The organism is Roseibium sp. RKSG952, from assembly GCF_009711355.1.
Genome location: NZ_SMMF01000958.1, coordinates 1 through 26,227 on the forward strand (window position 1 = coordinate 1; position 26,227 = coordinate 26,227).

At 56.0% G+C, this 26,227-nt stretch carries 17 protein-coding genes; 3 read left to right on the top strand and 14 right to left on the bottom strand.

What is annotated here, in order from left to right:
- Window positions 1-47 precede the first annotated feature (47 nt).
- The gene (locus E1297_RS39180; RefSeq protein WP_155147908.1) at window positions 48-1,025 is read left to right on the top strand and encodes a CoA ester lyase; all 978 of its coding nucleotides are present in this window, start codon (window positions 48-50) and stop codon (window positions 1,023-1,025) included.
- A 64-nt stretch (window positions 1,026-1,089) separates the two neighbouring features.
- Here E1297_RS39180 and E1297_RS39185 read toward each other — a convergent pair whose 3' ends face one another.
- Window positions 1,090-2,220 (bottom strand): aminotransferase, encoded by a 1,131-nt coding sequence (locus tag E1297_RS39185; protein WP_155147910.1) that lies wholly within the window; start codon window positions 2,218-2,220, stop codon window positions 1,090-1,092.
- A 16-nt stretch (window positions 2,221-2,236) separates the two neighbouring features.
- On the bottom strand, window positions 2,237-3,184 hold the full coding sequence (locus tag E1297_RS39190) for an ornithine cyclodeaminase family protein (RefSeq protein ID WP_155147912.1): 948 nt from the start codon (window positions 3,182-3,184) through the stop codon (window positions 2,237-2,239).
- A 116-nt stretch (window positions 3,185-3,300) separates the two neighbouring features.
- On the opposite strand from E1297_RS39190, the gene E1297_RS51435 reads away from it, so the two are divergent.
- Window positions 3,301-4,110 (top strand): helix-turn-helix transcriptional regulator, encoded by an 810-nt coding sequence (locus E1297_RS51435; protein WP_209016273.1) that lies wholly within the window; start codon window positions 3,301-3,303, stop codon window positions 4,108-4,110.
- Window positions 4,111-4,368: 258 nt separating this feature from the next.
- Here E1297_RS51435 and E1297_RS39200 read toward each other — a convergent pair whose 3' ends face one another.
- Genes E1297_RS39200 through E1297_RS39220 form a run of 5 tightly spaced genes read right to left on the bottom strand, consistent with a single transcriptional unit; the run spans window position 4,369 to window position 13,680 of the window.
- Entirely contained in the window at window positions 4,369-6,048 is a 1,680-nt protein-coding gene (locus tag E1297_RS39200) for a thiamine pyrophosphate-binding protein (protein WP_155147915.1), read from the bottom strand.
- Between the two features lie 3 nt (window positions 6,049-6,051).
- Window positions 6,052-8,463, bottom strand: coding sequence for an FAD-dependent oxidoreductase (locus tag E1297_RS39205; protein WP_155147917.1), 2,412 nt, complete (start codon window positions 8,461-8,463; stop codon window positions 6,052-6,054).
- Window positions 8,460-10,850 carry an FAD-dependent oxidoreductase gene (locus E1297_RS39210; protein ID WP_155147919.1) on the bottom strand — a complete coding sequence of 797 codons (2,391 nt, stop codon included), beginning with the start codon at window positions 10,848-10,850 and terminating at the stop codon, window positions 8,460-8,462. The genes E1297_RS39205 and E1297_RS39210 overlap by 4 nt, the downstream gene beginning before the upstream one ends.
- Window positions 10,847-12,139, bottom strand: a complete 1,293-nt coding sequence (locus E1297_RS39215; protein ID WP_155147921.1) for an aspartate aminotransferase family protein — start codon at window positions 12,137-12,139, stop codon at window positions 10,847-10,849. The genes E1297_RS39210 and E1297_RS39215 overlap by 4 nt, the downstream gene beginning before the upstream one ends.
- Window positions 12,136-13,680 (bottom strand): trimethylamine methyltransferase family protein, encoded by a 1,545-nt coding sequence (locus E1297_RS39220; protein WP_155147923.1) that lies wholly within the window; start codon window positions 13,678-13,680, stop codon window positions 12,136-12,138. The genes E1297_RS39215 and E1297_RS39220 overlap by 4 nt, the downstream gene beginning before the upstream one ends.
- A gap of 107 nt (window positions 13,681-13,787) precedes the next feature.
- On the opposite strand from E1297_RS39220, the gene E1297_RS39225 reads away from it, so the two are divergent.
- A complete protein-coding gene (locus tag E1297_RS39225; RefSeq protein ID WP_155147925.1) occupies window positions 13,788-14,684 on the top strand; it encodes a LysR substrate-binding domain-containing protein in 897 nt (298 codons plus the stop codon).
- Between the two features lie 80 nt (window positions 14,685-14,764).
- Here the strand turns inward: E1297_RS39225 and E1297_RS39230 are convergent, their stop codons facing one another.
- The 7 genes from E1297_RS39230 to E1297_RS39260 all read right to left on the bottom strand — a co-directional run.
- Window positions 14,765-16,474 carry an ABC transporter ATP-binding protein gene (locus tag E1297_RS39230; RefSeq protein WP_155147927.1) on the bottom strand — a complete coding sequence of 570 codons (1,710 nt, stop codon included), beginning with the start codon at window positions 16,472-16,474 and terminating at the stop codon, window positions 14,765-14,767.
- A 4-nt stretch (window positions 16,475-16,478) separates the two neighbouring features.
- Window positions 16,479-17,429, bottom strand: a complete 951-nt coding sequence (locus E1297_RS39235) for an ABC transporter permease (protein ID WP_155147929.1) — start codon at window positions 17,427-17,429, stop codon at window positions 16,479-16,481.
- A complete protein-coding gene (locus E1297_RS39240; protein ID WP_155147931.1) occupies window positions 17,426-18,403 on the bottom strand; it encodes an ABC transporter permease in 978 nt (325 codons plus the stop codon). The genes E1297_RS39235 and E1297_RS39240 overlap by 4 nt, the downstream gene beginning before the upstream one ends.
- Window positions 18,404-18,624: 221 nt before the next feature.
- On the bottom strand, window positions 18,625-20,190 hold the full coding sequence (locus E1297_RS39245; RefSeq protein WP_155147933.1) for an ABC transporter substrate-binding protein: 1,566 nt from the start codon (window positions 20,188-20,190) through the stop codon (window positions 18,625-18,627).
- Between the two features lie 180 nt (window positions 20,191-20,370).
- Window positions 20,371-21,951, bottom strand: coding sequence for an ABC transporter substrate-binding protein (locus E1297_RS39250; RefSeq protein ID WP_155147935.1), 1,581 nt, complete (start codon window positions 21,949-21,951; stop codon window positions 20,371-20,373).
- 481 nt (window positions 21,952-22,432) lie between these two features.
- Window positions 22,433-24,853 (bottom strand): FAD-dependent oxidoreductase, encoded by a 2,421-nt coding sequence (locus E1297_RS39255; protein WP_155147937.1) that lies wholly within the window; start codon window positions 24,851-24,853, stop codon window positions 22,433-22,435.
- 8 nt (window positions 24,854-24,861) lie between these two features.
- On the bottom strand, window positions 24,862-26,227 hold a 1,366-nt coding region (locus E1297_RS39260), incomplete at its 5' end, for a trimethylamine methyltransferase family protein (RefSeq protein ID WP_196223509.1).

Sequence of the window (26,227 nt, forward strand, 5' to 3'; positions counted from 1 at the left end):
AACGCTTCCCTATATATCCAAACCTGTAAGTCGAAGGATCCGAACGTATGAGCTTTCATTCCATTGATCAGGCGCCAGCCCGCCTGAACCGCAGCGAACTGGCTGTTCCCGGCAGTCAGCCCGGCATGTTCGAAAAGGCAGCACAGTCAGACGTGGACGTCATTTTTCTTGATCTGGAGGATGCTGTCGCACCGGATGAGAAGGAACAGGCGCGCAAGAACATCATCGAGGCGCTGAACGATATCGATTGGGGCAACAAGACCATGTCGGTGCGGATCAATGGTCTGGATACCCACTACATGTACCGCGACGTTGTTGACGTGGTGGAGCAGGCCGGTGAGCGGCTGGACCTGATCATGATCCCCAAGGTTGGCACTGCAGCTGACGTTTACGCGGTCGACATGATGGTCACGCAGATCGAAGATGCGATGGGCTACAAAAAGCGCATCGGTTTCGAACACATCATCGAAACCGCGCTTGGCATGCAGAATGTCAGTGAGATTGCGGCTGCGTCCAAACGGAACGAGAGCCTGCATTTCGGGGTTGCGGATTATGCGGCCTCGACCCGCGCGCGTACAACAATCATTGGCGGTGTAAATCCGGACTATTCGGTTCTGACAGACCCGGATGCCGAAGCGCATCGTGCAACACATTGGGGTGACATGTGGCACTATGCGTTGGCACGTATGGTTGTTGCAGCCCGTGCCAACGGTTTGCGCCCCATCGATGGTCCATTCGGTGATTTTCAGGATCCCGAGGGTTACAAGGCGGCTGCGAAACGGGCAGCAGTTCTGGGCTGCGAAGGAAAATGGGCGATCCACCCCAGCCAGATTGCACTCGCGAATGAAGTGATGTCACCCGGCGACGCCGAAGTGACCAAGGCGCAGCGCATTCTTGAGGCAATGGCCGAAGCCGAAGCAGCAGGCAAAGGTGCCGTTTCGCTGGATGGGCGCCTGATTGACTATGCCTCGATCCGTCAGGCCGAGGTAATGGTAGAAAAGGCCCGGCAGATCGCAGCTGCCTGATCATTAGTCAAAGAGGCGGATACCAGTTTGGACGTTCGCCTCTTTGAATGCGTTACCGGTTAACTTACGCCGCGGCACTCATATCGGACAGATAGTCTGAAACGAGTGCCAGACCCTTCTTCAGGATGTCGGGGTTGTTGGCATAACCAATGCGAACATATCCCTCCATGCCCAGTGCCGAACCCGGTGTAAACATGACGCCGGTTTTCTTCAGTAACCCAACGCAGAACTCGCGGGAGGTCATCGGCAATTCATATTTGAGCAGGGCTGTAGTTCCGGACTTGGGTTCGATCCAGGATATCAACGGTTCCTGCGCAACCCAGTCCCGCAGGATTGCGAAGTTACCGCGCGTGATAGACTGACTGCGCGCCAGAACCTGATCCCGGTTCTCCAACGCCAGCGCTGCAAAATGATCGTCGATCATTCCGACCGAGATTGTGTCATAGTCCCGATGGATCGAAACCTGCTCAATCACGTCGGTCGGACCAACAATCCAGCCCAGACGCAGCCCTGCCAATGAATAGGCTTTGGACATGCCAGCGGTAGAGATGCCTTTTTTGTAGATATCGGCGATTGAGTCGGTCATGCCCGAACCGCTCTGATCCGTCCCGCGATAAACCTCGTCGCACAGGATCCATGCGTCAGCTTCGCGCGCTATTTCTGCGATTTCTTCCAGCATGGAGCGATCCATCAGGGCACCCGTCGGGTTGTTGGGGTTGTTGATCGCAATCAGGCGGGTGTCCGGAGTGACCAGCGCACGAAGCTCATCCAGATCGGGAAGAAACCCGTTCTCTTCGCGCAATTTCAACTGATGAACGTCAGCGCCAATACTGGCCGGTATCGAATAATGCTGCTGATATGTTGGTACGACTGCAACGACACGATCCCCTGCAGACACCAACGCTTTGTGGATCAGCATGTTGGCGCCGATGGTTCCGTGCGTAACGATTGTATTCTCGACTTTTTGTCGATCATAGAGCGTAGCGATGGCGCGGCGCAGGCGATCCGACCCTTCAATCGCTCCGTATGTCATTTTCATCGTCAACAGCTCGGACAGGTCCGTATGGTTTTTGCCCGCTAGCTTGAGCAATTCCTCAATCGTCAGGCTTTCCACACATGTTTCGGCAAGGTTCCATTCGCATTTGGTCTCCCACTCGTTCATCCAGATTTCGACGCCAAAGGGTTCGATATGCATGTGATCTGTCCTTTTTTCAGGCGCGGGCGGCGCGATAGATGGCATTGGCGATGGCGATGTCTTCCAGACCCAGGCCCACGGACCGAAAGAAGACAGGTTTATCGACGCCCGGCAATTCGCAAGAGCCTGTGGCCAGTTCTGCCAGATCCCCTTTGACCTGTTGGGCGTTCCAGCCATGATCACGCGCCGCGATCAGCATCTCACCTGCGGTAGAGGGGGTGGTTTCGCGGTAGTCACAGTAGACTTGCGCAGCGGGCAGGAACGAGGGTGTAATCTCGTGCGCCAGAGCGACGTTGGTGCTGATCGAGGTTACCAACGCATGTGGCACAACAGCTTCCTCATCCAGCACGGGCGTTCCGGATGAGGTACAGAGCATCACTACGTCGGAATTGAGGGCTGCGGCTTCTGCGCTGGCGGCAAAAGTGATAGCCGGGCAGATTTCCTGCCACTTGGTTTGCAGTTTCTGATTGGCGGCCAGGTTCGGGGAGTAGATGCAAACCTCTTGCCAGTCTCTCAGTGTTTGTATGTGACGCCAATGGGCCTGTGCTATCGCACCGGACCCAATGATCGCTACGCGTTGGGCGGCTTTGCCAGCAAGCAGATCAACAGCCAGTGCAGTGGTTGCGGCTGTCCGCTCGGTCGTAAGACGGCCAGAATCGCACAGCATCAACGGCTGCCCGCTCTGCATAGACATCAGTATCGTCCATGCAGTGATGATGGGCCCATTCTCCTGGATAAGGTAGGGGGATAGTTTGGCGCCAAAAGTACCTGCACCGGATGCAGCCCCCAGATAGGTGATAAAGTCACCCTTGTTTTCAGGCAGCAAGGTCAGAGTTTGCGCAGGTTGCACTGCCTGCTTGCGGCCAAGCTCGGTAAAGAGCTGGCGCATCTCCTGCAGGACGTCAATTTGTGGCAACAGCTGATCGACAGCTTCGGCATCTAGAACAAGCGGATGAGAGTTCATTGCGGATTTCCTTCTTTGATGCACTTCTAAGAAATTGAACGTTCCGCCACTATCATCCTCAAGGATGATGCGCTGCGAGTCTGCTCGTGCTACTGCGGCTTCGCTGTGAGGGTGACGTGAATTACAAAGACACCGAAATCGAGAATTTGAATCGCGCCCTTTGCCGGGTGATCGAAGGCGATGGTGACGCATCGGATATGATCAAGGCAGCAGATCAGGTGCTGACGTTTTCAGCAGCCTTCTGTGTTGTTAATCGCAAGGGGCGGGCACCTGTCTATCTCGGCGACACCTATCCTGATGGTGCGGCAAAAGAGGCGGTGCAACTCTACGTTCGTCAAACCTACCTGCTGAATCCGATCTACAACGCATTTCTGGATGGTTTGCCGCCGGGTATCCATAGGATGATTGATCTGGCTCCGGATAACTGGGTTTTTGCTGCCGAAGGTTCAGAGGTTCTGATCGAGGACGGAGAGGAAATCGGGTATCGAACCCCTGGTTGGCCCGCTGGCCTGCAGGAAATGGCTCTGACAGTAGATCTGGGTGACGGAGCGATGGGGGAACTCAGCTTTGCTCGACCAGCCGAAGAGGGCGGTTTCTCATCTGATTTGGTCGATCGGTTGGCCCCATTCCATTCGTTGTTTTCAACTGCATTCCGAAGCCTCTGGTCGAGGCAATCAAAGACAGCAATCGCAAACAAACCGACCGAAGTCGTGTTGAAGGATTTTGCCAGCGACATCCTCTCTCCGCGCGAGGCCGAGATTGTCGGATTGATCCTGAAGGGCCATTCGAGCCTTTCCATAAGTCTGTCTTTGGGTATCGCTTTGCCTACAGTCAAAACTCATCGAAAGAACGCTTATTCTAAGCTGGGCATCAGCACGCAGCAGCAGTTGTTTAATGCGTTCTTGCAGTGGAATGGCAATGTTTAGAGCACTATTGACGGATCTATCAGCCGGAAGCGATCTGGTCGTCAGGCTTTACCAGCGCGTTCACCAGCAAGACGACCAAAAACGGATCCGTTGATCAGGCCAGTGCTGCCCGGATAGTCGAAAAAGAACGGCCCGAGGAGCATTTCACCGTCCTGAAAAAAGGCCCGACTGTTGCCAACGCCATCTTAGGCGAACTGGATTGCACCAGCGATAAAGCGGCATTTCCAGCGCCGATTACAATCGAATCCTAGGTGGTCATCACTGCTTTCCATTTTGCGGCGCTTTGAACAGATCTTTGCGCAGTGTCATCAATGCGCCGGGGTCAATTTTTGCCTGAATGATAGTGGTTTGGCCGGAATCAATAGCTTCTTTCAGGGCAGGACCCATGGCCCCAGGACCATCGACCCAGATACCTTTGCCTCCGCAAAGCTCAGCAAATTTGTCATAACGCGGGGATTGGATTTCCGCACCTAGCAGGCGACCGCCGTAGAACTCCTGCTGATAGGCCTTTTCGGCACCCCAGGCTTCGTTATCCAGAACGATGATTGTGATGGGCAACTGATGACTGATCGCGGTTTGAATTTCGATCATGGTGTATCCCACGGCACCATCTCCCATGATGGCAACAGTGTGTCGATCTGGCGCAGCCGCTTTGGCTCCAATCGCTGCGGCAAGGCCAAAGCCCACGAGGCCGAAATCCAATGGGGTAATCAGGCTCATGGGGGCGTAGTGCGCCAGTCGGTCGGCGGCTTGTAGACAGGTATTTCCGGTGTCGAGTGTGACAATCGCGCTTTCGGGCAGGGTATCGCGAATTTCCGCCAAAGCTCTGCGCGGATGCATAGGCAGGGTGTCAATTTCTGCTTCTTCGGCACGCTCGGTCCAAAGTGTATCCATATCGTCTTTGAACGCTTGCCGCCATGCTTCGCATTTTGGTTTTGTAGTCGTTTGGCACAAGGCCTCTGCCGTTAGCCGGGCGTCACCCTGAGCCGCTATCTCGGCGGGGAAGTATCGCCCAACCGCCGACCCTTCTATGTCCACATGAGCAATGCGGGTGTCGGCCCCGACATAGTCATTACTATGGAAAGTTGAGTTGAACCCAAGGCGCGCACCCAGAACGACCATCACATCCGCCTCTTTCGTCAGGCGGCTTGCGACGCGATTGCCTCTGGGTCCTGCTTGCCCGGCAAACCAGGGATGGCGATGTGGCATTACATCTGCATGGCCCGTCGAGGCAACCACGGGTATCTCGAGAGATTCCGCCAGACTGGTAAGGGCCTCGCGACCAGAGCTCCATTTAAAGCCGCCGCCGGCAAAGATTACGGGGCGTTCCGCTTCTGCCACCAGCGCTGCAATGGCTGCGATGTCGTCATTCGAAGCAGGTCCGGGAAGGGCGATATTTGCCGGCGCGGGATCAAAATCAGGAAGCGCTTCGGCGAACAGATCGCGCGGCACATGCAGGACAACAGGCCCACGTCGGCCCGTATTGGCCAACCGGAATGCATCCTCAAGCATAGGTACAAGCCGTGAGGGATCTGTGACCATCACCGACCGTTTGGAGATCGGAGCAAACAGCGCGACCTGGTCGACTTCCTGAAACGTGTCTTTGCATTGATCCGCGCGTGTTATGGCACCAGCAATGACCACCATGGGTGAGTAGGCCAGATGGGCCTCGGCAACTGCGGTGACGATATTGACCACACCGGGACCGGCCTGAGCACCAAGCACGACGCCAGGTTTCCCTGTCATGCGGGCCCAGGCATCTGCCATATGTCCGGCTGCGCGTTCGTCCCGTGCGCCGACATAGGCGATTTCGCCGCCTTGATACATCGCATCATAAAGTTCCAGCATCGAACCACCCAGCAGGCCAAAAACCGTGTCGATACCGTTGGCTTTGAGTACGCGATAGACGGCTTCTCCGCCGGTGATCATGTTAGTCATCACTTAATCCTCGGATCGGGGCCGCAGATTTTGCGGATCAAACAATGCGTCCTGATGAACGGTTACATTGTAGTTGCGGTTGAGTATCTGAACGGACAAACCCTTGTGCGGCGTCCCCTTACGCACGAACAACCAGCCAAGAGACTTGTCGACGGTGTACCCGTATCCACCTGAGGTGGTCAGGCCGACGGGCTGACCATTCAGCAGAACGGGTTCACCGCCGTAGATGTCGATGTTATCTGAATGTAGTTCAGCGTAAAGAAGCTCCCATCCCGGCTCTGTTGCCATCAAAGCGGTTTTCCCAAGAAAGTCGCGTCCCTCTGAAACCACGAAACGATCCAGCCCGACGTCATAGGGCCCGACATCTGTCGTCAGCTCTCCGGACGCGCGATAGGCCTTCTCCATTCTCATGCCGTTCAATGCATAGCTGCCCAGATCGGTCAGCCCATGTTTTGAACCGGCTTCAAATAGAGCGTCATAAAGTTGCGCTATCTGGGCCAGTGGTGCGTGCAACTCCCATCCAAGCTCTCCAACGAAAGACACACGCAATGCGTAGCAGGGAATTCCCGCCACGCTTATTTCTTGACCAGAAAGCCAAGGGAAAGCGGCATTTGTTAGATCTGCATCTGTCAGTTCTGACAGTATGCGACGTGACGCAGGTCCTGACAAAGCCAGCATCCCCCAATTGGCCGAGCGGTTTACGATCTGAACATCCTCATCCGGGCGGATATTCGATTTGATCCAGTCGCAGTCGGGATTGGCGCGCGCGATGGGCGACCCGGTGAAATAGCGATCCGAAGCGATGCGCCAAACCGTGATTTCGGTTTCGAAGCGTCCATTGTCCGTAAGCAGATGATTGAGGCTCATCCGGCCATCTTTTTGTGGAAGCTTGTTCGCAGACAGCCGATCAAGAAGTTTGCCTGCATCCTTGCCTGTGATCTCAAACTGGGCGAATGCGCAAAGGTCGATGAGACCCGCGGCTGCACGGGTCGCTCGGGCTTCGCGCTGGGCATTCTCGTGCCACGGTTGGTGTCCCCAGCCAATCTGCTCGACCTCGCCGACTTCACCAAAGTATCGGGGCCGTTCCCAACCGGCGACCTCGCCGAATACCGCGCCTTTTGCGGCAAGCCGATCATACAGCTGGTGCCGATTCAGTGGGCGCAACGATTGGAACTGCTTGCCGGGGCAGGGCGTATCATGGCGGCGCCTGAATTCGTCTTTGGTACGCTCAACGATGAAATGATCATCAGCGAAATTGCCATACCGGCGCGGGTCAAAACTGCGCGTGTTTATTTCGGCCTCGCCATGAACCATCCAATCAGCCAGGACTTTGCCAGCCCCGCCACCCCAGGCAAGACCAATGGAGGAGCCGCAAGACAGCCAGACATTCGGTACCTCCGACGGACCGACCAACATTCCCCCGTCCGGTGTATGGGTGATGGCTCCACGAACCACCCGTTTGATGCCAAGATCAGCCAATATCGGCATTTTATCGAATGCGATCATCAGGAAATCGCCAATCGAGTCATAGTCAGCTTCGAAAAGTTCATTCTCAGCCGCCCAAGGCGCACCATCGGGCATTTCCCATACCGTAGGACAGACGTGATCTTCGTAGATGCCGATCAGCCCGGATCTCTGCTCCTGCCGGATATAGCCACCGAAAGCATTGTCGCGCATGACCGGCAATTCCGGACGGTTTGCAAATTCGGGCACGGTGTCTGTGACCAGATAATGGTGCAGGCAGGAGACGCTGGGGATGGTCAGGCCGAACCACGCCCCGACTTGGTTAGCATATGACCCGGCAGCGATCACGACATGCTCGGCCAGCACGTTCCCTTTTTCAGTCCTGAGCAGCCACATGTCTCCTTTGCGGCTGGCGCCGACCACACGGTTATGGCGCTCGATCTTTGCGCCACGCGCCCGTGTCGCTGCCGCAAGTGCCATGGTCACACCCGATGGGTCGATATGCCCGTCTTCAAAGGTTCGCACTGCCGCTTTGACGTCATCGACCTTGTAGAATGGGTTGACCTTTGCAACGTCTTCTGGCCCCACCAACTCCATAGGCAGGTCCAGCAGTTTGCCGACCCCCATAATGGATTTCATCCAGTCCACCTCGTCATCGGTGGTCGCGATGCGAAAACCGCCGACTTCGTGCCAACCGATGGATTGGCCGGTTTCTTTTTCAACTCGTTTGTAGGTCTCGATCGACGTCTTGTTGATCCAGCTCATGATCCGGCTGCCAACCGCGTGGGCGATCTGCCCTGCGGCGTGCCAGGTTGAACCGCTAGTCAATTCAGCCTTTTCGAACAGGATCGTGTCCGTCCAGCCGTTTTCAGCTAGCTGAAATTGAGTGGCGACCCCCATGATGCCGCCACCGATGATGGCGACTTGAGTTGTGCGGATAGTGTCGCTCATGCAAACGCCTCCTTGGCGGGCTTTGTAGAGGCTTTGGCGGAAAAGCCGGTGCAAGCGATTTCGACCTCGAAACCATTCACGACGCCGGTTGTGCCCAGTGGCTCGTTGATCAAAGCCAGAGCGATGCTGCGTTCCAACCGATAGCTCCACGCCGATGACGTAACCTGCCCAACGACTTTGTTGTCGAAATAAACGGGCTCATCATGGATCGGTATTGCGTTTGGATCGTCGAACAGCAGGGAAACAACCTGTTGCTTTGCTGCCTGATCCTGCAGGGCATTTTCACCTACAAATCCTGTGCCAAAGGCGCAGAACTTTGCCAGTCCGGCCTCAAGCGGCGTGATGCCGGGCGACAGTTCATGACCAAACGCGCGAAAACCGCTTTCGATACGCAAAGAGCCGCTGGCGTAGAGACCCGCATGTTCCGCACCTGCCTCTGTCAGCGCATCATGAGCCGCCATCGCCATGTCGGAGGGGATATAGAGTTCATACCCTTCTTCGCCGGTGAAACTCAGGCGACCGGCCCAACCGCTGGCCAGACCAATTTCAACCGGTGCAAATTGAAACCGTTCTAGTTCCGGAACTTGCATGGATGTTGTGGCTTGCAGGATTTCCCGTGCCTTGGATCCAGCGAGGCCCAGGATGGCATAGCCACTTGTAACATCGGTGAACTCGACCTGAAAACGGCCCCGCGTTTCGCGCATCCGTTTGAGATCACGCACAACTTCGCCTGCGCCGCAGATCAGTAGATATTCATCTGAACCATGTCGCTGAACTGTGACATCGCTTTCAACGCCGCCACGGGCGTTCAGGATCTGGCTATAGGCGATCCGACCGGATGGGATATCCATCTGTGCTGCGCAAAGATGGTTGAGAAAGGCGCAGGCGTCCGGCCCTTGCACCAGGATTTTCCCAAAGGCGGATTGATCCAGAATGGCCGCACCGGTGCGACACGCTTGAACTTCCTGTCCCACCTGATCTCGCCAGGCAGGTATGCCAAAGGTCAAAGGCAAATGCGCTGCTTCCCCACCGAAATGCACCGCACGTTCCCAACCTCCACGCGCTTCGAAGCGAGCGCCCGCCGCTTGCAGTCCTGCATGGATTGGTGATCGGCGCTGGCCACGCGCGGTTTCCATAGACCGGCCGGGGTGGGGGTTGTCATAGTGCCGACCCAGCACTTCGGGTATTCGCGCCTCCAAAGCACCCAGCACGTTCATCTCCGGGCTGAACCGGCGAATATCGGCTTCGTTCAGCTCCATCGTCGGTTCACCCGCAATGATCCATTCCGCCATGGCTTTGCCCGCCCCACCGGCGAGCGCGATACCGGTGGAATTCATACCTCCCATCAGGAACAGGCCGGGAACTTCGGGGCTTTCCCCAAGCATGAACTGACTGTCCAGCGTAAAGCTCTCAGGTCCGTTCAGCAGCATCCGCACCTCAGCCTTTTCCAATGCAGGAATGCGGCGTAGCGCGTTCTCCATCATCGGCATGAAGTGGTCCCAATCCTCGTCCAGAAGATCAAAGCTGAAATCAGCAGGTAAGCGATCCAGTGGCAGGCCCTTCGCGTGTGGTTCAAACGAACCAACCAGCAATCCTTCTACGTCGTCGCGGGCGTAAAGGAACGCATCCTGATCATTCAGCGTTGGCAGATGCGCGCCTTTGCCAAGCGCCTGAATCTCTGGCAGAGGTTTTGTCAGGATGTAGAAGTGTTCGCAGGCATAAAGAGGCATGTGCGCGCCCGCCATTGCGGCCACTTCACGCGACCACAACCCGCAGGCGATCACTACCTCGTCGGCTTCGATAACATGGTCGCCGATTTTAACCCCGGATATCCGACCGTTGTTCTTTTGCAGACCAGTTACGCGAGTATCTTCGAATATCTGAACCCCGCGCGCCCGCGCGCCTTTGGATAATGCCAACGCCACATCTGACGGGTTTACACGACCATCAGCCGGCGACCAGACCGCCCCGATTACATCGTCCACTTCGATCAGAGGCCAAAGCTCTTTTGCACGTCTGGGGTCGACCACTTCGGCTTCAAGCCCGAAGGCTCGGCCCAGTGAAACCTGACGCTTGATGTTGGTCAGCCGGTCTTCATTGGTCGCAAGCGTCAGAGAGCCGGTTTGCGTCCAGCCTGTGGCCTGACCGGTCTCAAGCTCCAACTCTCCATACAAATCAATCGAATAGTTGATCAGTTTGGTCAGCGTAGCAGATGGCCGCAGGCGCCGAACCAGACCAGCCGCATGCCATGTCGTGCCTGAGGTGAGTTTGGAACGCTCAAGCACCACGATGTCCTTTCGGCCTTCACGCGCCAAATGATAGGCAATCGAACATCCGATGACACCGCCCCCGATCACAACGGTGCGCGCTTGATTGGGAAGCTTCATAGAAGAACTCCGTCGCGGATGAGGTCTGAAATGGTGTCGCGGAAATGGTCGACGGCCTCATCGATCAGTTCAGGTGTGTGTGGCAGACCGGTGACGCAGGAGGTAAAGGACATGAAATCGACGCCACGGGACAGCAGCCCATCCCTCAGCCCTTTGACCAGTTGTGGAGAGGTCCGGCGGATTGCGGCGGCATCCAACCCATCAATCGTGGTCCCGCCGAAATAGAGATGGCAGGTAGAACTGTCGCCATAGGCCAGCGCCTCTACCTCCAAATCACCGAACACTTTGTTGAACCCGTCGCGCAGACGGTTCGCCATGGCATCTGCGTGGTTCTGAACATCGCCAGTAGAGAGAATTTCCATCGCTTTCACGGCCCCGGCCGCAACCATAGGGGCGGCATTGAACGTGCCCTTGTGACTGACTGGCGGTGACAGGCCATCACGCATTTCACCGGGGCTCAGCAAATCCATGATGTCAGCTCTGCCAACGACAGCGCCACCGGGCAGCCCCCCGGTCGCCACTTTGGCCAGCGTTGTCAGATCGGGGGTCACTCCATCGCGTGACTGACGTCCACCCGGTGCCCAACGTAACCCCGTGATGACTTCGTCGAAGATAAGCACATGACCCGTTTTCGAAGTCAGTTCACGGATGCCGCTCAGAAAACCTTCTGGCAGGGGCACGGAGCCATAATTTGCACCCGACGCTTCCACAAAGATGGTGCCGATCTCGCAATCGTTCTCGAGTGCGTCGGAAATCACTTGCAGATCGGGTTGTGTTACGACGGCCAGATTGCTCACGACTTGGGGAACACCGAGTGAAGGCGGCGAGTTGGTTCCGGGTTTTGACCCTTTCAGCAACATATCGTGCCAGCCATGGAAATGACCGTCTATGCGTAGCACTTTGTCCCGACCTGAATGCGCCCGTCCCAACCTAAACGCTAGCATCGTCGCCTCGGTGCCTGATCCGGCGAAGCGCACCCGTTCAGCTGATGGGAACAGGCGACAGAGCCATTCGGCCCATTCCACCTCTAGCGGGTGGCAATCGGCGGTGTAGGGCATCCGTGTCATCTGTCGTGCGACAGCTTCGGCAATTTCAGGATGCGCATGACCCAGAATTTGGCTGGCTGCACCGAGTTTAAAATCTATATACCGCTTACCTTCTACGTCCCACTTTTCAGCGCCCTTTGCGCGTTCGAAGTAGATTGGATAAGGCTCCCGGTAGCGCAGTTCGTGGCTGACACCGCCAGGAAGGCACTCTCTGGCGCGTTGGCAGAGGACGTGATTGTTCATGAAAGACGCCCCATTTGTGCTCGTGTCAGCCGGATATCGAAGCGTGCTCTGAGCTTTCGATCCAGATCGTCGGACAGGTGAGCCGGGTAATGGTGATCAAGTATTTCGCGGGCTTTCTGTCTGGCCACATCACCCACGCGCAAGGCACCATCTTCCTGCCATTCACGCGGACTTCGGCGGTCACCGACCTCTGGGTAGAAGTAGTCGGATTTCATGCGGTTGAATGTGTGTTGCTCGCCCAGATAGTGGCCTTCGCCCCTGCAGACCGAGGCAATGACGTCAGCAGCGATGTTCTCTGGCGTGGCCTCGACGCCGCGGATGGTGCGCAGGATGTTTCCAAGCAGGTCATTGTCGCTGACGTAAGCGGCATGGCTGACCCCCAATAAGCTAGACATCATGCCTGCGGCCTGCGTGACGATGTTGGAACCGGCATGTGCTGCCATCGTTACGGCAAGGGATTTTTCTGCCCCGTACTGGGCGTCCAATCTTTTCGCATCCGTGATCCCCGCGATCGAGCTTGTTGGCAGGTTCCAGTGTCGCCCCATTTGCGCAGCGCCCGCCATCAGGATGGCCTGCTCGCCACCGCCGCCGCACATGGAGCCCGTGCGCAGATCAGCTACCAGTGGTTTGGGTGCAAAGATCGCCTTCACGTTCGGATCGACCAAACGGGCAAACACCAGACCCGCCAGTGTCTCGGCAACAGCCTGAACAAGGGAGCCCGCTATCGTTGCCGGGCTTGTGGCTCCGGCTTGGCCGGCGCTGATAAGCTGCACAGGAAAGCCCGCAGTGATGGCAGCCTCGAGAACGTCACAGGCTTCTTCGGCAAAGCGCATCGGAGGAACCACGTGGCACACCATGACGGTTAGGAACGGTCGCGCTCGGAATTCTGCTTCGCCTCCCGCAATCTGGTAACAAAGCTCGGCGATCTCGGGGACATTCTGAGGTTCAGTGATTGAGATCGACACGTGCTTGGAGGTTCCGCTCAGGCACGCGAAGGCAGTGTTCAGATCCATCGCCGCATTGTCATCGATATCGCGGGCAACCACCGGTCGGCTGAAGTGATGGATGTTTTCCATCCGATCGACAATCCGCGCAGCGTCATAGAGATCCTGCAATGTAGAATCGCGATATTCGTGTGTTTCGAGATCGAACACACCTGGCGCGGCACCTCCGGTGGACATATGAACCCGCGCGCCTTCGATCCTCAGGTCATTTTCAGGCACCTGTCCGCAGAGAGTAAAGCCACGTTGGGCGCCCTCAATCGCCCATTTGACCAGATCGCGGGGAAGCAGTAGGCGATCATCATCTGTAGTCTGTCCACCTGCTGCAACGACCTGTTCGATCATCGATGGGGTGGCCTGGCTCAGGCCGAGCGTTTCCAGCAACTGAAAGGCCGTCTCTTCGATGAGTGTAGCTTCGGAAGGGGACAGGGGTTTGAAGCGCCCGCTTTCCAATCCCGGCCAGACCGGAGGATTGTCCTCAGGCGCCTTAGCCTGTTGAATCCGGGACTTGCGTCCTCGTCGTTGTTTAGTCTCGCTCATCGGTTGACCGATCTCTTTTGGCTTAGCCAAAGCAGACCATTGATTTGCTGACTTTACAAAGACAGCTTTCTCAGCAACAGATGAGTAAAACTTGACAGTTCTTTGCTATGTTGCCGTCTCTTTCAGCTCTTCGTGCCTTTGATGCAGCCGCCAGGCTGGGCAGTTTTCGTGCCGCTGCCGAGAACCTTTCGGTTAGCGCAACGGCGATCAGCCACCACGTGCGCGGGCTGGAGGAGTACTTGCAAACATCTCTTTTTGACAGGGTAGGGCGCAATGTCACTCTGACTGAAGATGGCAAGCGGCTTGCTGATGCGACTGCTTCTGCGTTCACCACTTTGCAGGATGCGATCGAGAGTTTCCGGACCGTGCCACGCAGGTCGGTTCGGATAGCGGCCGGTCCCATATTCACTGCGCGGTGGCTGATGCCGCGGATCAGTGATTTTTGGGCACAGCATCCGGGTATCGAGCTTGAATTTGTTCCCAGTTATCGCCCCGGGGAATTTCAGCAAAATCATGCGGATATCGTTATCCGATGGGACCGCCTGAGCGAAATGCCCGGCGAGGCGGTGAAGCTGCTGGAACTGCAACCCATTGCTGTTGCCAGCCCCGAGTTTGTCGAGAGGTTCGGCCCCTTTGAGCAACCTTCTGATCTGCTAAGCGTTCCGATCCTGCATCAACGAAATCACTGGGGTTGGATCGACTGGTTCTCGGCGCAGAATGTCAGAATTCAAGGAACCCCGCGTGGCGCAGTCTTTGAAGATGCCAACGTGCTGATCCGGGGCGCGGCAGAGGGGCAGGGTGCCATTGTGGGCTGGCTGCCATTGATAGATCAGGATCTGAAGGATGGGAGAGTCGTCCGTCTGTTTTCGGAAGAGATGCCGCCGACACACGGTTATTTTGTCCAGCAGAGAGATGGCGCAAGTACTCGACGAGAAACCCGCATTGCGTTCGAATGGCTTTGCGGATTTGGACCATCGAGCCAATCAGAGCATATTCTGAGTTAGATGTAGATTTCTGACGTGAGCAATGCACATGCGGCAATACTCACGTCAGGTCTTATGTGTCGAACAAGGCTGGCTGTCCGCTATTCGGTAACGCCCAGCCCGTCGGTCGAGAGATCATCCAGTTTGGGCATGAGCCTCAGAAGTTCACTGGCATATTCGGTTTGCGGATTGGCAAACAGTTCGTTGGTCTCTTGCAGCTCAACCACCTTGCCCTGCTTCATCACGGCCACCCGGTCGCACATCTGGCGCACCACTGGCAAATCGTGACTGATGAACAAAAGTGTCAGGCCAAGATGCTCCTGCAGGTCCTTCAAGATGTTCAGGATCTGCGCCTGAATCGACACGTCCAGCGCGCTGGTGGGTTCGTCGCAGATCAGGAACCGGGGTTGCGTAGCCAGAGCCCGCGCAATCGATATCCGCTGCCGCTGACCGCCCGAAAACTCATGCGGATACTTCAACCCGGCCTCGTGACCCAGCCCCACCTGATCCAGCAACTCGTCAACACGGCGTTTGATATCTGCCCCATCCATCAGTTTGTGATGGCGGATCGGCTCGGCCACGATGTCATCCACCCGCATACGGGGGTTGAGCGACGAATACGGATCCTGGAAGATCATCTGGATATTCTTGCGATAAGCATCCAGAGCGGCCTTGTTAGTCAGATCACTGACCGTTTGACCTTCGAATTTGATCGTGCCGCCGTCCACGGGGTAGAGCCCAGCAATCATGCGTGCGACGGTGGACTTACCCGAACCGGATTCTCCGACAACACCAAACACCTCTCCTGCGCGGATATCGAAGCTGACTTCGTCAACCGCGGTGAAATAGGTGCGATCCCACGGCAATAGGCCGCGCCGCTGCAGGAACTTCTTGGTCAGGTTGCGGATTTCGAACACCGGTTTGCTGGCGTCATTCTCCACTTTGGGCCAGTGCCTGGCCATATCCTCAATCGCGAACCGAGTTTCACGACCGCCATAACTGATCTGCGGGAAGCGGTGCAGTTTTAGTGTCGGGCGCGGCACGGCAGCGATCAACGACTTTGTATACTCGTGGCTCGGCTGGCCCATAACCCGTGAGGTCGGGCCGGTTTCAACCACCTTGCCCGCATACATCACCGTCACCTTGTCCGTCGTATCCGCGATCACACCCATATCGTGTGTGATCAGGATAACGCCGACCTGACGCTCCTGCGCCAGTTCCTTGATCAGGTCCAGAATTTGCGCCTGAACGGACACATCAAGGGCCGTGGTCGGTTCGTCCGCGATGATTACATCCGGTTCGGTACACAAGGCCAACGCAATCACAACACGCTGCCGCATTCCGCCTGAGAACTGGTGCGGGTACTGATCCAGTCGCGTGTCCGGATCAGGGATGCCGACCCGGTCGATCAGGTCGCGTGCACGCTGGTTCGCCTCGGCATCGGTTCCGCCCAGATGGGCCTGGATCGTCTCAACCAGTTGCTCACGCACAGTGAATAACGGGTTCAGCGAGGTCAGCGGATCCTGGAAAATCATCGAGATCTTCTTGCCGCGCAGGCTACGCATCGCGTCGGCATCCAGACCGCTGATCTGGTCGCCGCTCAGCTTGATGGTGCCGCTTGCAATCCGGCCGGGCCGGTCCAGCAGACCCATAATGGCCGCACCGATGGTGGATTTACCCGCACCGGATTCGCCCACCAGACCGTGGATTTCGCCCGGCTCAACAGACAGGTCCACATGGTCCACGGCGGTGAATAATTGGCGGCGCGTCGGGAATTCGACCGTCAGGTCATTGATCGTCAGAAGGCTCATGTAATCACCGCAGCTTGGGGTTCAGCGCGTCGCGCAGCCAGTCGCCCAGCAGGTTGACCGAAAGGGCCAGCGCCAGAAGGGTGCAGGCCGGGAAGAACAGGATCCACCACTCACCCGAGAACAGGAAACCCTGCCCGATACGGATCAGTGTGCCCAGTGACGGTTGCGTCGGAGGTGCACCCACGCCCAGGAAGCTGAGCGTTGCCTCGGCAATAATCGCCAGTGCCAGCGAGATCGTGGCAATCACCAGAACTGGGCTGAGCACGTTGGGCAGAATGTGACGGAACATGATCGGGAAAGAACCCCGCCCGATCAGGCGTGCGGCCTGAACGTATTCCTTGTTCTTTTCCACCAGAGCCGCACCACGCACGACCCGGGCGAACTGCACCCAATCTGACAGCGCGATTGCAATGATCAGAACATAGATCGCCATCTCGTTCCGGTATTCCGGGGGTGTCACCCCCTTGGCGATACCAAAGATCAGCATTGCCACGAGGATTGCAGGGAAAGTCAGCTGCACATCTGCGACCCGCATGATGAAGGTTTCGATCCAACCGCCGTAGTAGGCGGCAATCAGACCAAGGATCACGCCAATGATCATGGCGAGCAGAACAGCAGCGGCTCCAACAAACAGCGAGATGCGCAAACCATATAGGATGGTCGAAAACACGTCCCGCCCCTGATCATCCGTACCCAACAGGAATGTATCCTGCGTAAAGGCATTTGGCGTGCCCGGAGGAGTAAAACCGTTCATCAGGTTCAGGGTCGCCGGATCGAACGGGTTATAGGGCGCGATCAGCGGAGCGAATATGGCCGCCAGTACCAGGATCACAACCACCAGCGAAGCGATGATAGCGACTGGCGAATGACGGAATGACCATGCAAAGTCGCTGTCCCAGAATTTGGCAAAACGCGACTTGGCGGGGGCTTTTGGGGTTTCGATAGTATCGGTCATGTGGCCCTCGCGTCGACACGCAGGCGCGGGTCAATGGCATAGTAGAGAAGATCCACGATCAGGTTGATCGTAACGAACATGACCGAAATCAGCATCAGATATGCGGCCATGACGGGGATATCGACGAACTGGATCGCGTTGATGAACAGCAGACCGACGCCCGGCCACTGGAACACCGTCTCGGTGATAATGGCGAAGGCGATGATCGAGCCCAGCTGCAATCCGGTGATGGTGATCACGGGAACCAGAGTGTTCTTCAGCGCGTGGCGGAAGTTGATCACCCGATCCGACAACCCACGGGCACGGGCAAACCGGACATAATCAGCACGCATCACCTCAAGCATTTCCGACCGAACCAGACGCATGATCAGCGTCATTTGGTAAAGACCCAGAGTGATAGCAGGCAGGATCAACGCCTTGAGGCCCGAGGCCGTTAGGAAGCCGGTGGACCAGCCGCCAATCATAACGGTTTCGCCCCTCCCAAAGCTGGGGAGGAGGTCTAATTCCACCGAGAATATGTAGATCAATAATATCCCGATTAAGAAGGTGGGCAGGGATACTCCGATCAGGGATACGGTCATGATGACATTCGCGGCAATCCCTTGTCGTCGGATGGCGGTGAATACCCCCAACGCGATCCCCATGGTGATTGCGAGAAAACCTGAGACAAAGGCCAGCTCTAATGTCGCGGGCGCGCGTTCGGCAATAATCGTCGAAACTGGTCGTCCCTGACGATAAGAGACACCGAAATTGCCCTGAACGGCACCTTTCAGAAACTTGAAGTACTGAACCGGAAACGGCTGATCCAAGCCAAGCTCAGTCCTGAGCCGGTCGATATCAGCCTGAGTGCGTTCCTGACCCAGCATGTTGTCGATTGGATCACCGACAAAACGAAACATCGAAAATGCAACCAGACCCACGACCAATAGCACGATCACGGATTGGAACATCCTTCGGACGATATATGCGAACATTCATTTTCCCCGTTGATCCGCCTGTCTATGCTTTCCCCGACCGGATGGTCAAGCAATCGCTATAGGGAAACGACAGGAAAGTGTGGCTTTCCGGCATTGCGGTTCTGAGAAGGCCGATGCTTTCCAAACTTGGTGCTTTTGGTCGGCACATTCTTGGTTTGTCTGACTATCGGGTGGGCACCGTTATTGAAGACAATACCCACCTGATCGAACAAAGGTATCTAGTTCACTGTAACCCACCGCAGGATAAAGAAGTTATCCGGTCTTTGGGTCAGTTCGATGTTGTTGCGCGTGCCCCAGACGAGTGGCTGGACATATAGTGGCACATAGACCTGTTCATCCTGAATGATCTGCGCGACCTCGTCCAGCATGGCCTGACGTTTACCCTCATCCAGTTCCGACTGGATCATCGGAAGCAGTTCATCGACACGCGCATTCGAAAAGCCGCCAAAGTTCCAGCTGCCCAGTTTCTTTTCCTCGTTGGGCGTTGCAACCAGGAATCGCACCGGGTGTTCTGCATCGAAAGTTCCCGGGCTCCAGCCGAGTAGGTACATATCGTAGTTATCTTCACGAAGTTCGGGCCAGTAGTTGCGTACAGGCATCGCATCAAGCTCCGCCTTTAGCCCGATCTGAGCCAGCATGCTGACGACGGCCTGACAAACAGCTTCGTCATTCAGATAGCGATCATTGGGGCATTTGAGGCCGAAGGAGAAGCCATCCGGATATCCGGCCTCTGCCAACAAAGCTTTGGCACCTTCCACGTCAAAAGCCGGGCGATCCGAGTTTGCGTCGGAATAGCCACTCATCGCTGGACTGACCAGTTGCGAGGCTGCTTCGGCATTCCCGCGCATGATGGTGGCAAGGATCGCATCGACATTCACCGCCTTTGCAACCGCCTGACGGACGCGTGCGTCCTGAAACGGATTAGGTTTGCCCGCATCGTCGGTGTATTTGAGAGTCTCTGCTTCGTGGTCAAAACCCAGCATGATCACGCGAGCTTCGATACCCTGAATGACGTCAACATCCCCATTACCTTGCAATCGCGCTACGTCCTGAATTGGCACAGGGTTGATCATGTCAACGTCGCCGGACAACAGCGCAGCGACCGCAGTGGCAGGGTTCTGGATCGGGTTGAATTCCGCGCGTGTCAGGTTGTGTTCAGGTTCGCCCCACCAACCCTCGAACGGTTCAAGAACCGTGCGCAACCCCGGCTCTCGCGCAGTTACCTTGAATGCCCCGGTTCCGTTAGAGTTGATCGTCGCATAGTTGCCGGTTTCCTTGTCCGGAAGTGCTGCATCATTTGCTTCGGTCCAGCCCTGATCCATAATCATCCAATTCGCGATCGAAGACGGGAACAAAGGGTTCGGGGCAGTGGTCATGAAGTCGACCGTGTAGTCATCTACCACTTTCACTTCGCTGATCGGTGCGAACCAGCTGCGTGTGTCTGCGACTTCGTCGGAGGCGCGCTGATAACTGAACAGGACGTCCTGCGCGTCAAACGTGCTGCCATCATGAAAGGTGACACCCTCTCGCAGCTTGAAGCGCCATCCTTCACCATCCCCGATTGGTTCCCAGCTGACCGCAAGCGCCGGTTCCACGCTCATATCCTTGCCGCGACGAACTAGCCCCTCATAGACGTTGTTGAGAAATCCCAACACCGCGGCAGAGTTCACCGCATGCGGATCCATCGTTTGCGGATCAGTAGTTGAGGCCCATTTGAATTCCGCGGACTGCGCCGCGCTGGCAAGCATCATGGTCAGGCCGATGGCACTGTTCCTGAAGATCATGGCGAAAACTCCCTGTTTATTCAGCAAGTGTTCTCGGTTTTTGTTGATTGGTAAAGAAAATCTCAATTCGAGATCACGCGCCTGTTACTGCGAAAAGAATGTTTCAGAGAAATCGGTATCTGAAACGGAAAAAAGACAGGGCGCGAAATCGCGCCCTGTCTCGCAGTTCAACTATGAACTTTAGTTCAGTGTGAAATACTTGAACTTGGCTGTATCGTCCGGCGCAACACCGGTACCAACATCCGACTTCATGCCCCAGTTCAGCACCTGATGGTGGATCGGGATGTAAAGCTGTTCATCCTGAACAACCTGCCAGATTTCGCCAATTTGCTTGTCACGTTCAGGCAGGTTGGTTTCCGATGCCAGTGCTACGATCTTCGCATCCAGATCAGGGTTGCTATAGCGCGTACCATTCCACGATCCGTACTTTTCACCCTTTGTGTGAACCAGGAAGTTGAAGATGTATTCCGAGTCATAAGTCGGAACGCCCCAACCCAGCATGTAGAAGTCGGTTTCCAGGTTGTTGATCAGCGGGAAGTGCTGTGCCTTTGGTTTGGCATCCAGATTCACAGTGATCCCAATTTGCGCCAGCATGCCAACGGCTGCCTGACAGATCGCCTCATCATTGATGTAACGATCATTCGGGCAGTTCAGCGTGATCGAGAAACCGTCAGGATAGCCTGCCTCAGCCATCAGTGCCTTGGCACCTTCGATATCCGTCGAGGACGAACCGTCCATGGTCTCATCCCAGCCGTTGACGAACGGTGGTGAGATCATGCCGGCAGGCGCCGACTGGCCGCGCATCACAACCTGTTTGATTGCATCGCGGTTGATCGCTTTTGACATCGCCTGACGCACGCGTACGTCGGACAGTGGGTTCTTGCCATCGACGTTGTCAGACGACAGATCTGCATCACCCATGTTCATACCGAAGAAGATCACGCGGTTCTGTGGTGCCGTACGAACATCCAGGCCATCGGTACCCGAAACACGCTGAAGGTCTTGCACTGGTACGTCCTGGATGAAGTCCACCTCACCCGACAACAAGGCCGCAACACGGGTTGCCGCGTTTTGGATCGGTGTATAGACGATTTCAGTTACCTGCATCGGGAACTCGTCTTTACCCCAATAGTTCTCGTTTGCCGCCAGAACAGTTTTCACATCAGGCTCACGGCTGACCAGTTTGTAGGGGCCAGTGCCGTTTGCATTTTTGGCGGCATAGGTGTCTTCGCCGCCCTCATAGTCCTGCACCTTGACGGCGTTGTTTGCCTCGGCCCAGCCTTTGTCCATCATGAACATGTTGGTCAGGTTGTTGGGCATGATCGGGTTCGGACCATCGGTTTCGATTTCGACGGTGTATTTGTCGGTCGCGCGAACCTCTTTGACTGACGCCAGAAGTTCTTTGTAGTCGGAATCTGGCGTCATCGCGCGGTTTAGCGAGAACACAACGTCGTCACTGTCGAACTCGGCACCATCGTGGAATGTGACGCCCTCACGCAGCTTGAAAACCCAGATGTTTGGATTTTCTTCCGACGGGCCCCATTCAGTGGCCAGTGCAGGAACCATGGCACCGGTCATATCGCGCATGACCAGCGGCTCCATGATCTGGTGTGCCAGAGCAGAAGTCGGACCTTCGTTCTGTGCGTGTGGATCAAGTGTCAGAGCATCGCCAGCACGTGCCCAGCGCAGCGTTTCTGCTGATGCGCCTGCTGCAAGCAGCGCCGTTGCACTGGCAGCAAGCATCAAATTCTTCAGGACCATTTTTAGTCTCCCCAAGTTTATTTATATGAACCGCACCACGATGCGGGTGACCGATTATTCCGGCCAACATGCGCCTGATCATCCAAATCAATCAGAAAGTTGCAACAACAGAATTTCGGGACGTGAATTGAAAGTACTGGTTAAGAAGAAGATATGAGGGCGTGAGACTAGGGGGTTGCTGTATTGGCGGGTTTGATGGTCGAGCGGCCAAAACTCAATGTCGGAGGTGTATTCGGTTTAATATTTTTTTGTGTTCAGCACATGGCTACCGGGTCGCTTGGGTGACCTACGTCCTGCCTGATTAAGTCGTCTATAACTCTGGAGTGGGTCAACAGGCGCGTTCGATGCGGCAACCAGCGATGCTGATCAGAAGGGACTCCCAGGCATTTTCTTGAGACCCCGCAATCGGAGTGTTTCCCCGCCCGTTCTACCCGGGCAGGTTCTAGCAGGGGGTTTCGATGGCTTTCTGCACCAAAGAAGTTTACTGGCGCATGCGCTTGTTTTGCGGATCGTATTGGGCAGGGGAATGCCTTGTGGCTTGGTAAGTTTCACCCAGCACACAGATTTCGCATTGTTCCCCCATCGCGATGGTTCCACGCTGAATATAACCCAGCACAAGCATCTTGCCTGTTCGTGCGCCATTCGTTGCTGAGGTGATGTATCCGACGGTTTGGTTTTCCTTGAGGATTGGCTCAGAGGCCAGCGGCCAAGGCGAAGGAGTGGTGACTTCCAGTCCAACCCACTCCCAGTCGGCAGCGCTGATTCGTTGATTTAACAGTGCGGATTTTCCCCGAAAGTCGCCCTTGTCAGGCTTGGCGAAAGCATTCAGGCCTGCATCAAACAACGTGTATTCAGTGCCAAAATCCGAACCCCACCCATGATATCCCTTTTCGATCCGCATTGAGTTCAACGCGTAAGATCCAAATTGGGTAACCCCGAATTTCGCGCCTTCGGACATGATCGATTGATAGAGCGCAGGCAGATCAGAGCTCGCGACATGCAGCTCCCACCCAAGTTCTCCGACATATGAAACTCGCATCGCGATGACATCGATGCCGGCGAGCTGTATTTCCGCGATAGACATCCACGGTGCCGCCTCAGCCGAAAGATCTGCATCAGTCAGTTGAGCCAGAAGATCCCTAGATTTTGGTCCCATGACCATAAGCGCACCGTCTTTTGCATGGCCGTGCGAAAGGGTAACGCCGTGTTCAGGCAACATCGCACTCAACCAGTCGAAATCCCGAAGGCTTGCGAGCGTTGGGCCACACAGCAGGAAGCGGTCATTGGATAACCGGGCGATGGTCGCCTCAGACCAGATGCGCCCTTTTGGTGTGAGCATATAGCTGAGTTTTATGCGACCTGGCTTGGGTATCGTTCCGCAAAATACACGGTCCAGATAGGCCTCGGCACCAGGGCCTTCTACAGTGAACTTGGTGAAACCACCATGATCCATCACACCCACGGATTCGGCGACTGTCAGGCATTCTTGGCGAACGGCGGCGTGCCACGGTTCCTCGTGAAAACTCAGTTTGCCGGTATCGGGACATTCGTTTGTTTCAAACCAGAATGCGCGCTCCCAACCAGCGATCTGGCCCATGACCGCACCTGATGATTTCAATTGTTCGTACAATGGCGTCCTTTGCACTGGTCGCCCCGAGGCCATGTTTCGATGCGGGTAGGGGATCGCATATTGCAGATCATAATGTTCAGATGCGCGTGCGTGGGCGTAGTCGGGTGTCGCCCATTCACCAAAGCGGCGGGGGTCCCACGCGGCAAGATCCCATTCCGTTTCACCTTCGGTAATCCACTCGGCCATTGCCTTGCCGATGGCCGCAGAGTGCGTAATGCCGATCTGAACGCCCGTCGCATGGTAGAAATTGGGTGCCCCTGCTGCAGGACCGACAAGGGGCAAAGCATCTGGTGCATAGGCAATAGGTCCGTTGACAAAGCGCTGGGCACCGGCCTCGGCCAGCAGCGGGACATGGACAATCGTGTCTTCCAGCACCTCAAGAATGTCTTCGACACTATCCGGAAACAACTGATGGGCAAAATCATCGGGGGGACCGTCTTCAGGCCATGCAGGGCGACCAGCGTGAGCATAGGATCCCAACAGGAACGCATTCCGCTCACGCCGCAGATAGAAGCGGATGTCAGGGTCTCGCACCAAAGGGAACAGTTCAGGGTGCTCTTCCAGCGCTGCCAGAGGTTCAGTGACCAGATACTGGTGTTCCAACGTAATCACTGGTGTTTTCAACCCTGCCATCTCTGCGATTTTTGCACCGTAAAACCCTGCAGCGTTGATGACGATTTCGGCGGTAATTTCGTCATTGGCTGTTGAGACTATCCATTCGCCATTTGGCTTGCGGGCAATACTGGTGACCGGTGAAAACCGCCGAACTTCAGCACCCAGTTCTCGCGCGCCCTTGGCCAACGCCTGTGTAAGCTGGCTGGGATCAATGTCGCCCTCGTAAGGATCCATGATACCACCCAATACAGTGTCATCCGGCGACCAGAACGGATGCATCGCGTCCATCTCGGAAGGGCTCAGCCGATGCAGATCGAACCCCGCGCTGCGGGCGATGCCTTCGATATGACCGAAGAGTTCCATCCGCTCTTTTGTGTGGGCAGGCCAAAAGGCGCCGGTATGCCGATAGGTGATCGGGCTATCTACTTTCTCGGCCAGATCTTTGTACATCTGCCAGCCATAATTTCCGGCCCGCATACCAAGCCACGAGGTTGCGTAGGTCGGAATGTTGCCCGCAGCGTGCCATGTTGAACCGCTGGTCAGTTCGTCCCGTTCCAGCAGAAGAGTATCTGTCACCCCGGCCAAAGCCAGATGATATAAGATTGAGCAACCGACAGCTCCGCCACCGATGACAACAACGCGCTTATGTGAATTCATGAACGATCCTATGATAGTTTGATGTCAAAGGCGGCTCGAATGGCCGCTTCGCGATCTGATGGCAGGTGATCGGGTGGTTCATCCGTCAGCTGGGCAACTTTGTCTCGGGCGCGATCTACAAGATCAGGGCTGCCCGCATCTTGCCAATCCTGTACACTTTTCCGATCCGCAAGCGATGGGTAGACGTACTCGCTTTTCATCCGAGCAAGGGTCTGGGCCTCGCCCAGAAAATGCCCCGGTCCGCATGCGACGGCTTCGATCATCTCCAGATCAAGTGCGTCGTCCGTCAGTTCCACTCCACGAACAGATCGTAGAATGGCGCCACACATGTCATCGTCAATCACTAATGCCTCGGGTGAGGCCACCATCAGTGAACCCAGCATTCCAACGCTGAGGTTGATCATGTCAGCACCCGCCTGAGCAGCCAGAGCCACGGTGTATCCCTTTTCGTATCCGGCCTGAGCATCCGGTACCTTGGAATCCGTCATGCCTGCCGAAACGGTTGAGGGCAGGCCAAGGTTCAGCAGCAACTGAGCAGCGGCAGCATTGGCAACAGCGGCTTCTCCGCTACCACCGGTCATCGCGCCAGTACGCAAATCACTGATGAAGGGCATGAATGCGAGAATTGTTGGAAACCCGGGCTTGAGAACATTTGCAACTACGATCCCGGCCAGAGCCTCTGCCAATCCTTGCGCCAGAGCACCTGCGAGTGTCACGGGGCTGGTCGCACCTGCTTGTGCTGCCGTACAAATCTGCAGTGGCATACCCGCATCTATTGCGGCCTTCATGATCTCAAGACCTTCTTGCGCAAATCGCAACGGCGAGACCGCATGGACAATTACGCCCATGCAAAACGGTTGCCGCCTGAACGCATCATCCTGTCCCAGCGCCATATCGAACATAGCGGCTACGCTCTGCACATGGGTGGCGTTGTCAAAACTTATACCGATGGGTTTTGGGCATGCTTTGAGGCAGGCAAAGCCGGTATTTAAGTCCAGTTCCCAGGGCGAAGGCATGTCTCTGGCAACGATCGGACGAACGCCATAGTGGATGTTCTCCGCGCGACCAACGATCTGCATGAGCTGATAGAGGTCAGCGAGTTTGGCTTCGCGGAATCCACCAGCTTGATCCGGAACTTCCACGGCAGCACCGCCGGTGCCGATATGCACGTTTCCACCGCCGACGGTCAGACCCAAATCCTCGACAAATCCCGGAATGCTCACCCGGCGCGCCGCCTTTGCGATTATTTCGTCCACCATGGTTTTGGGAAAACAAATCCGGCCGTCGTCGCGTAGGTTGGCACCGGCTTCAATCGCGAGGGCGGTGATATCGGCCGGGCAATCTGCCATTCCAATCTTCTCAAGTATCGAAAAC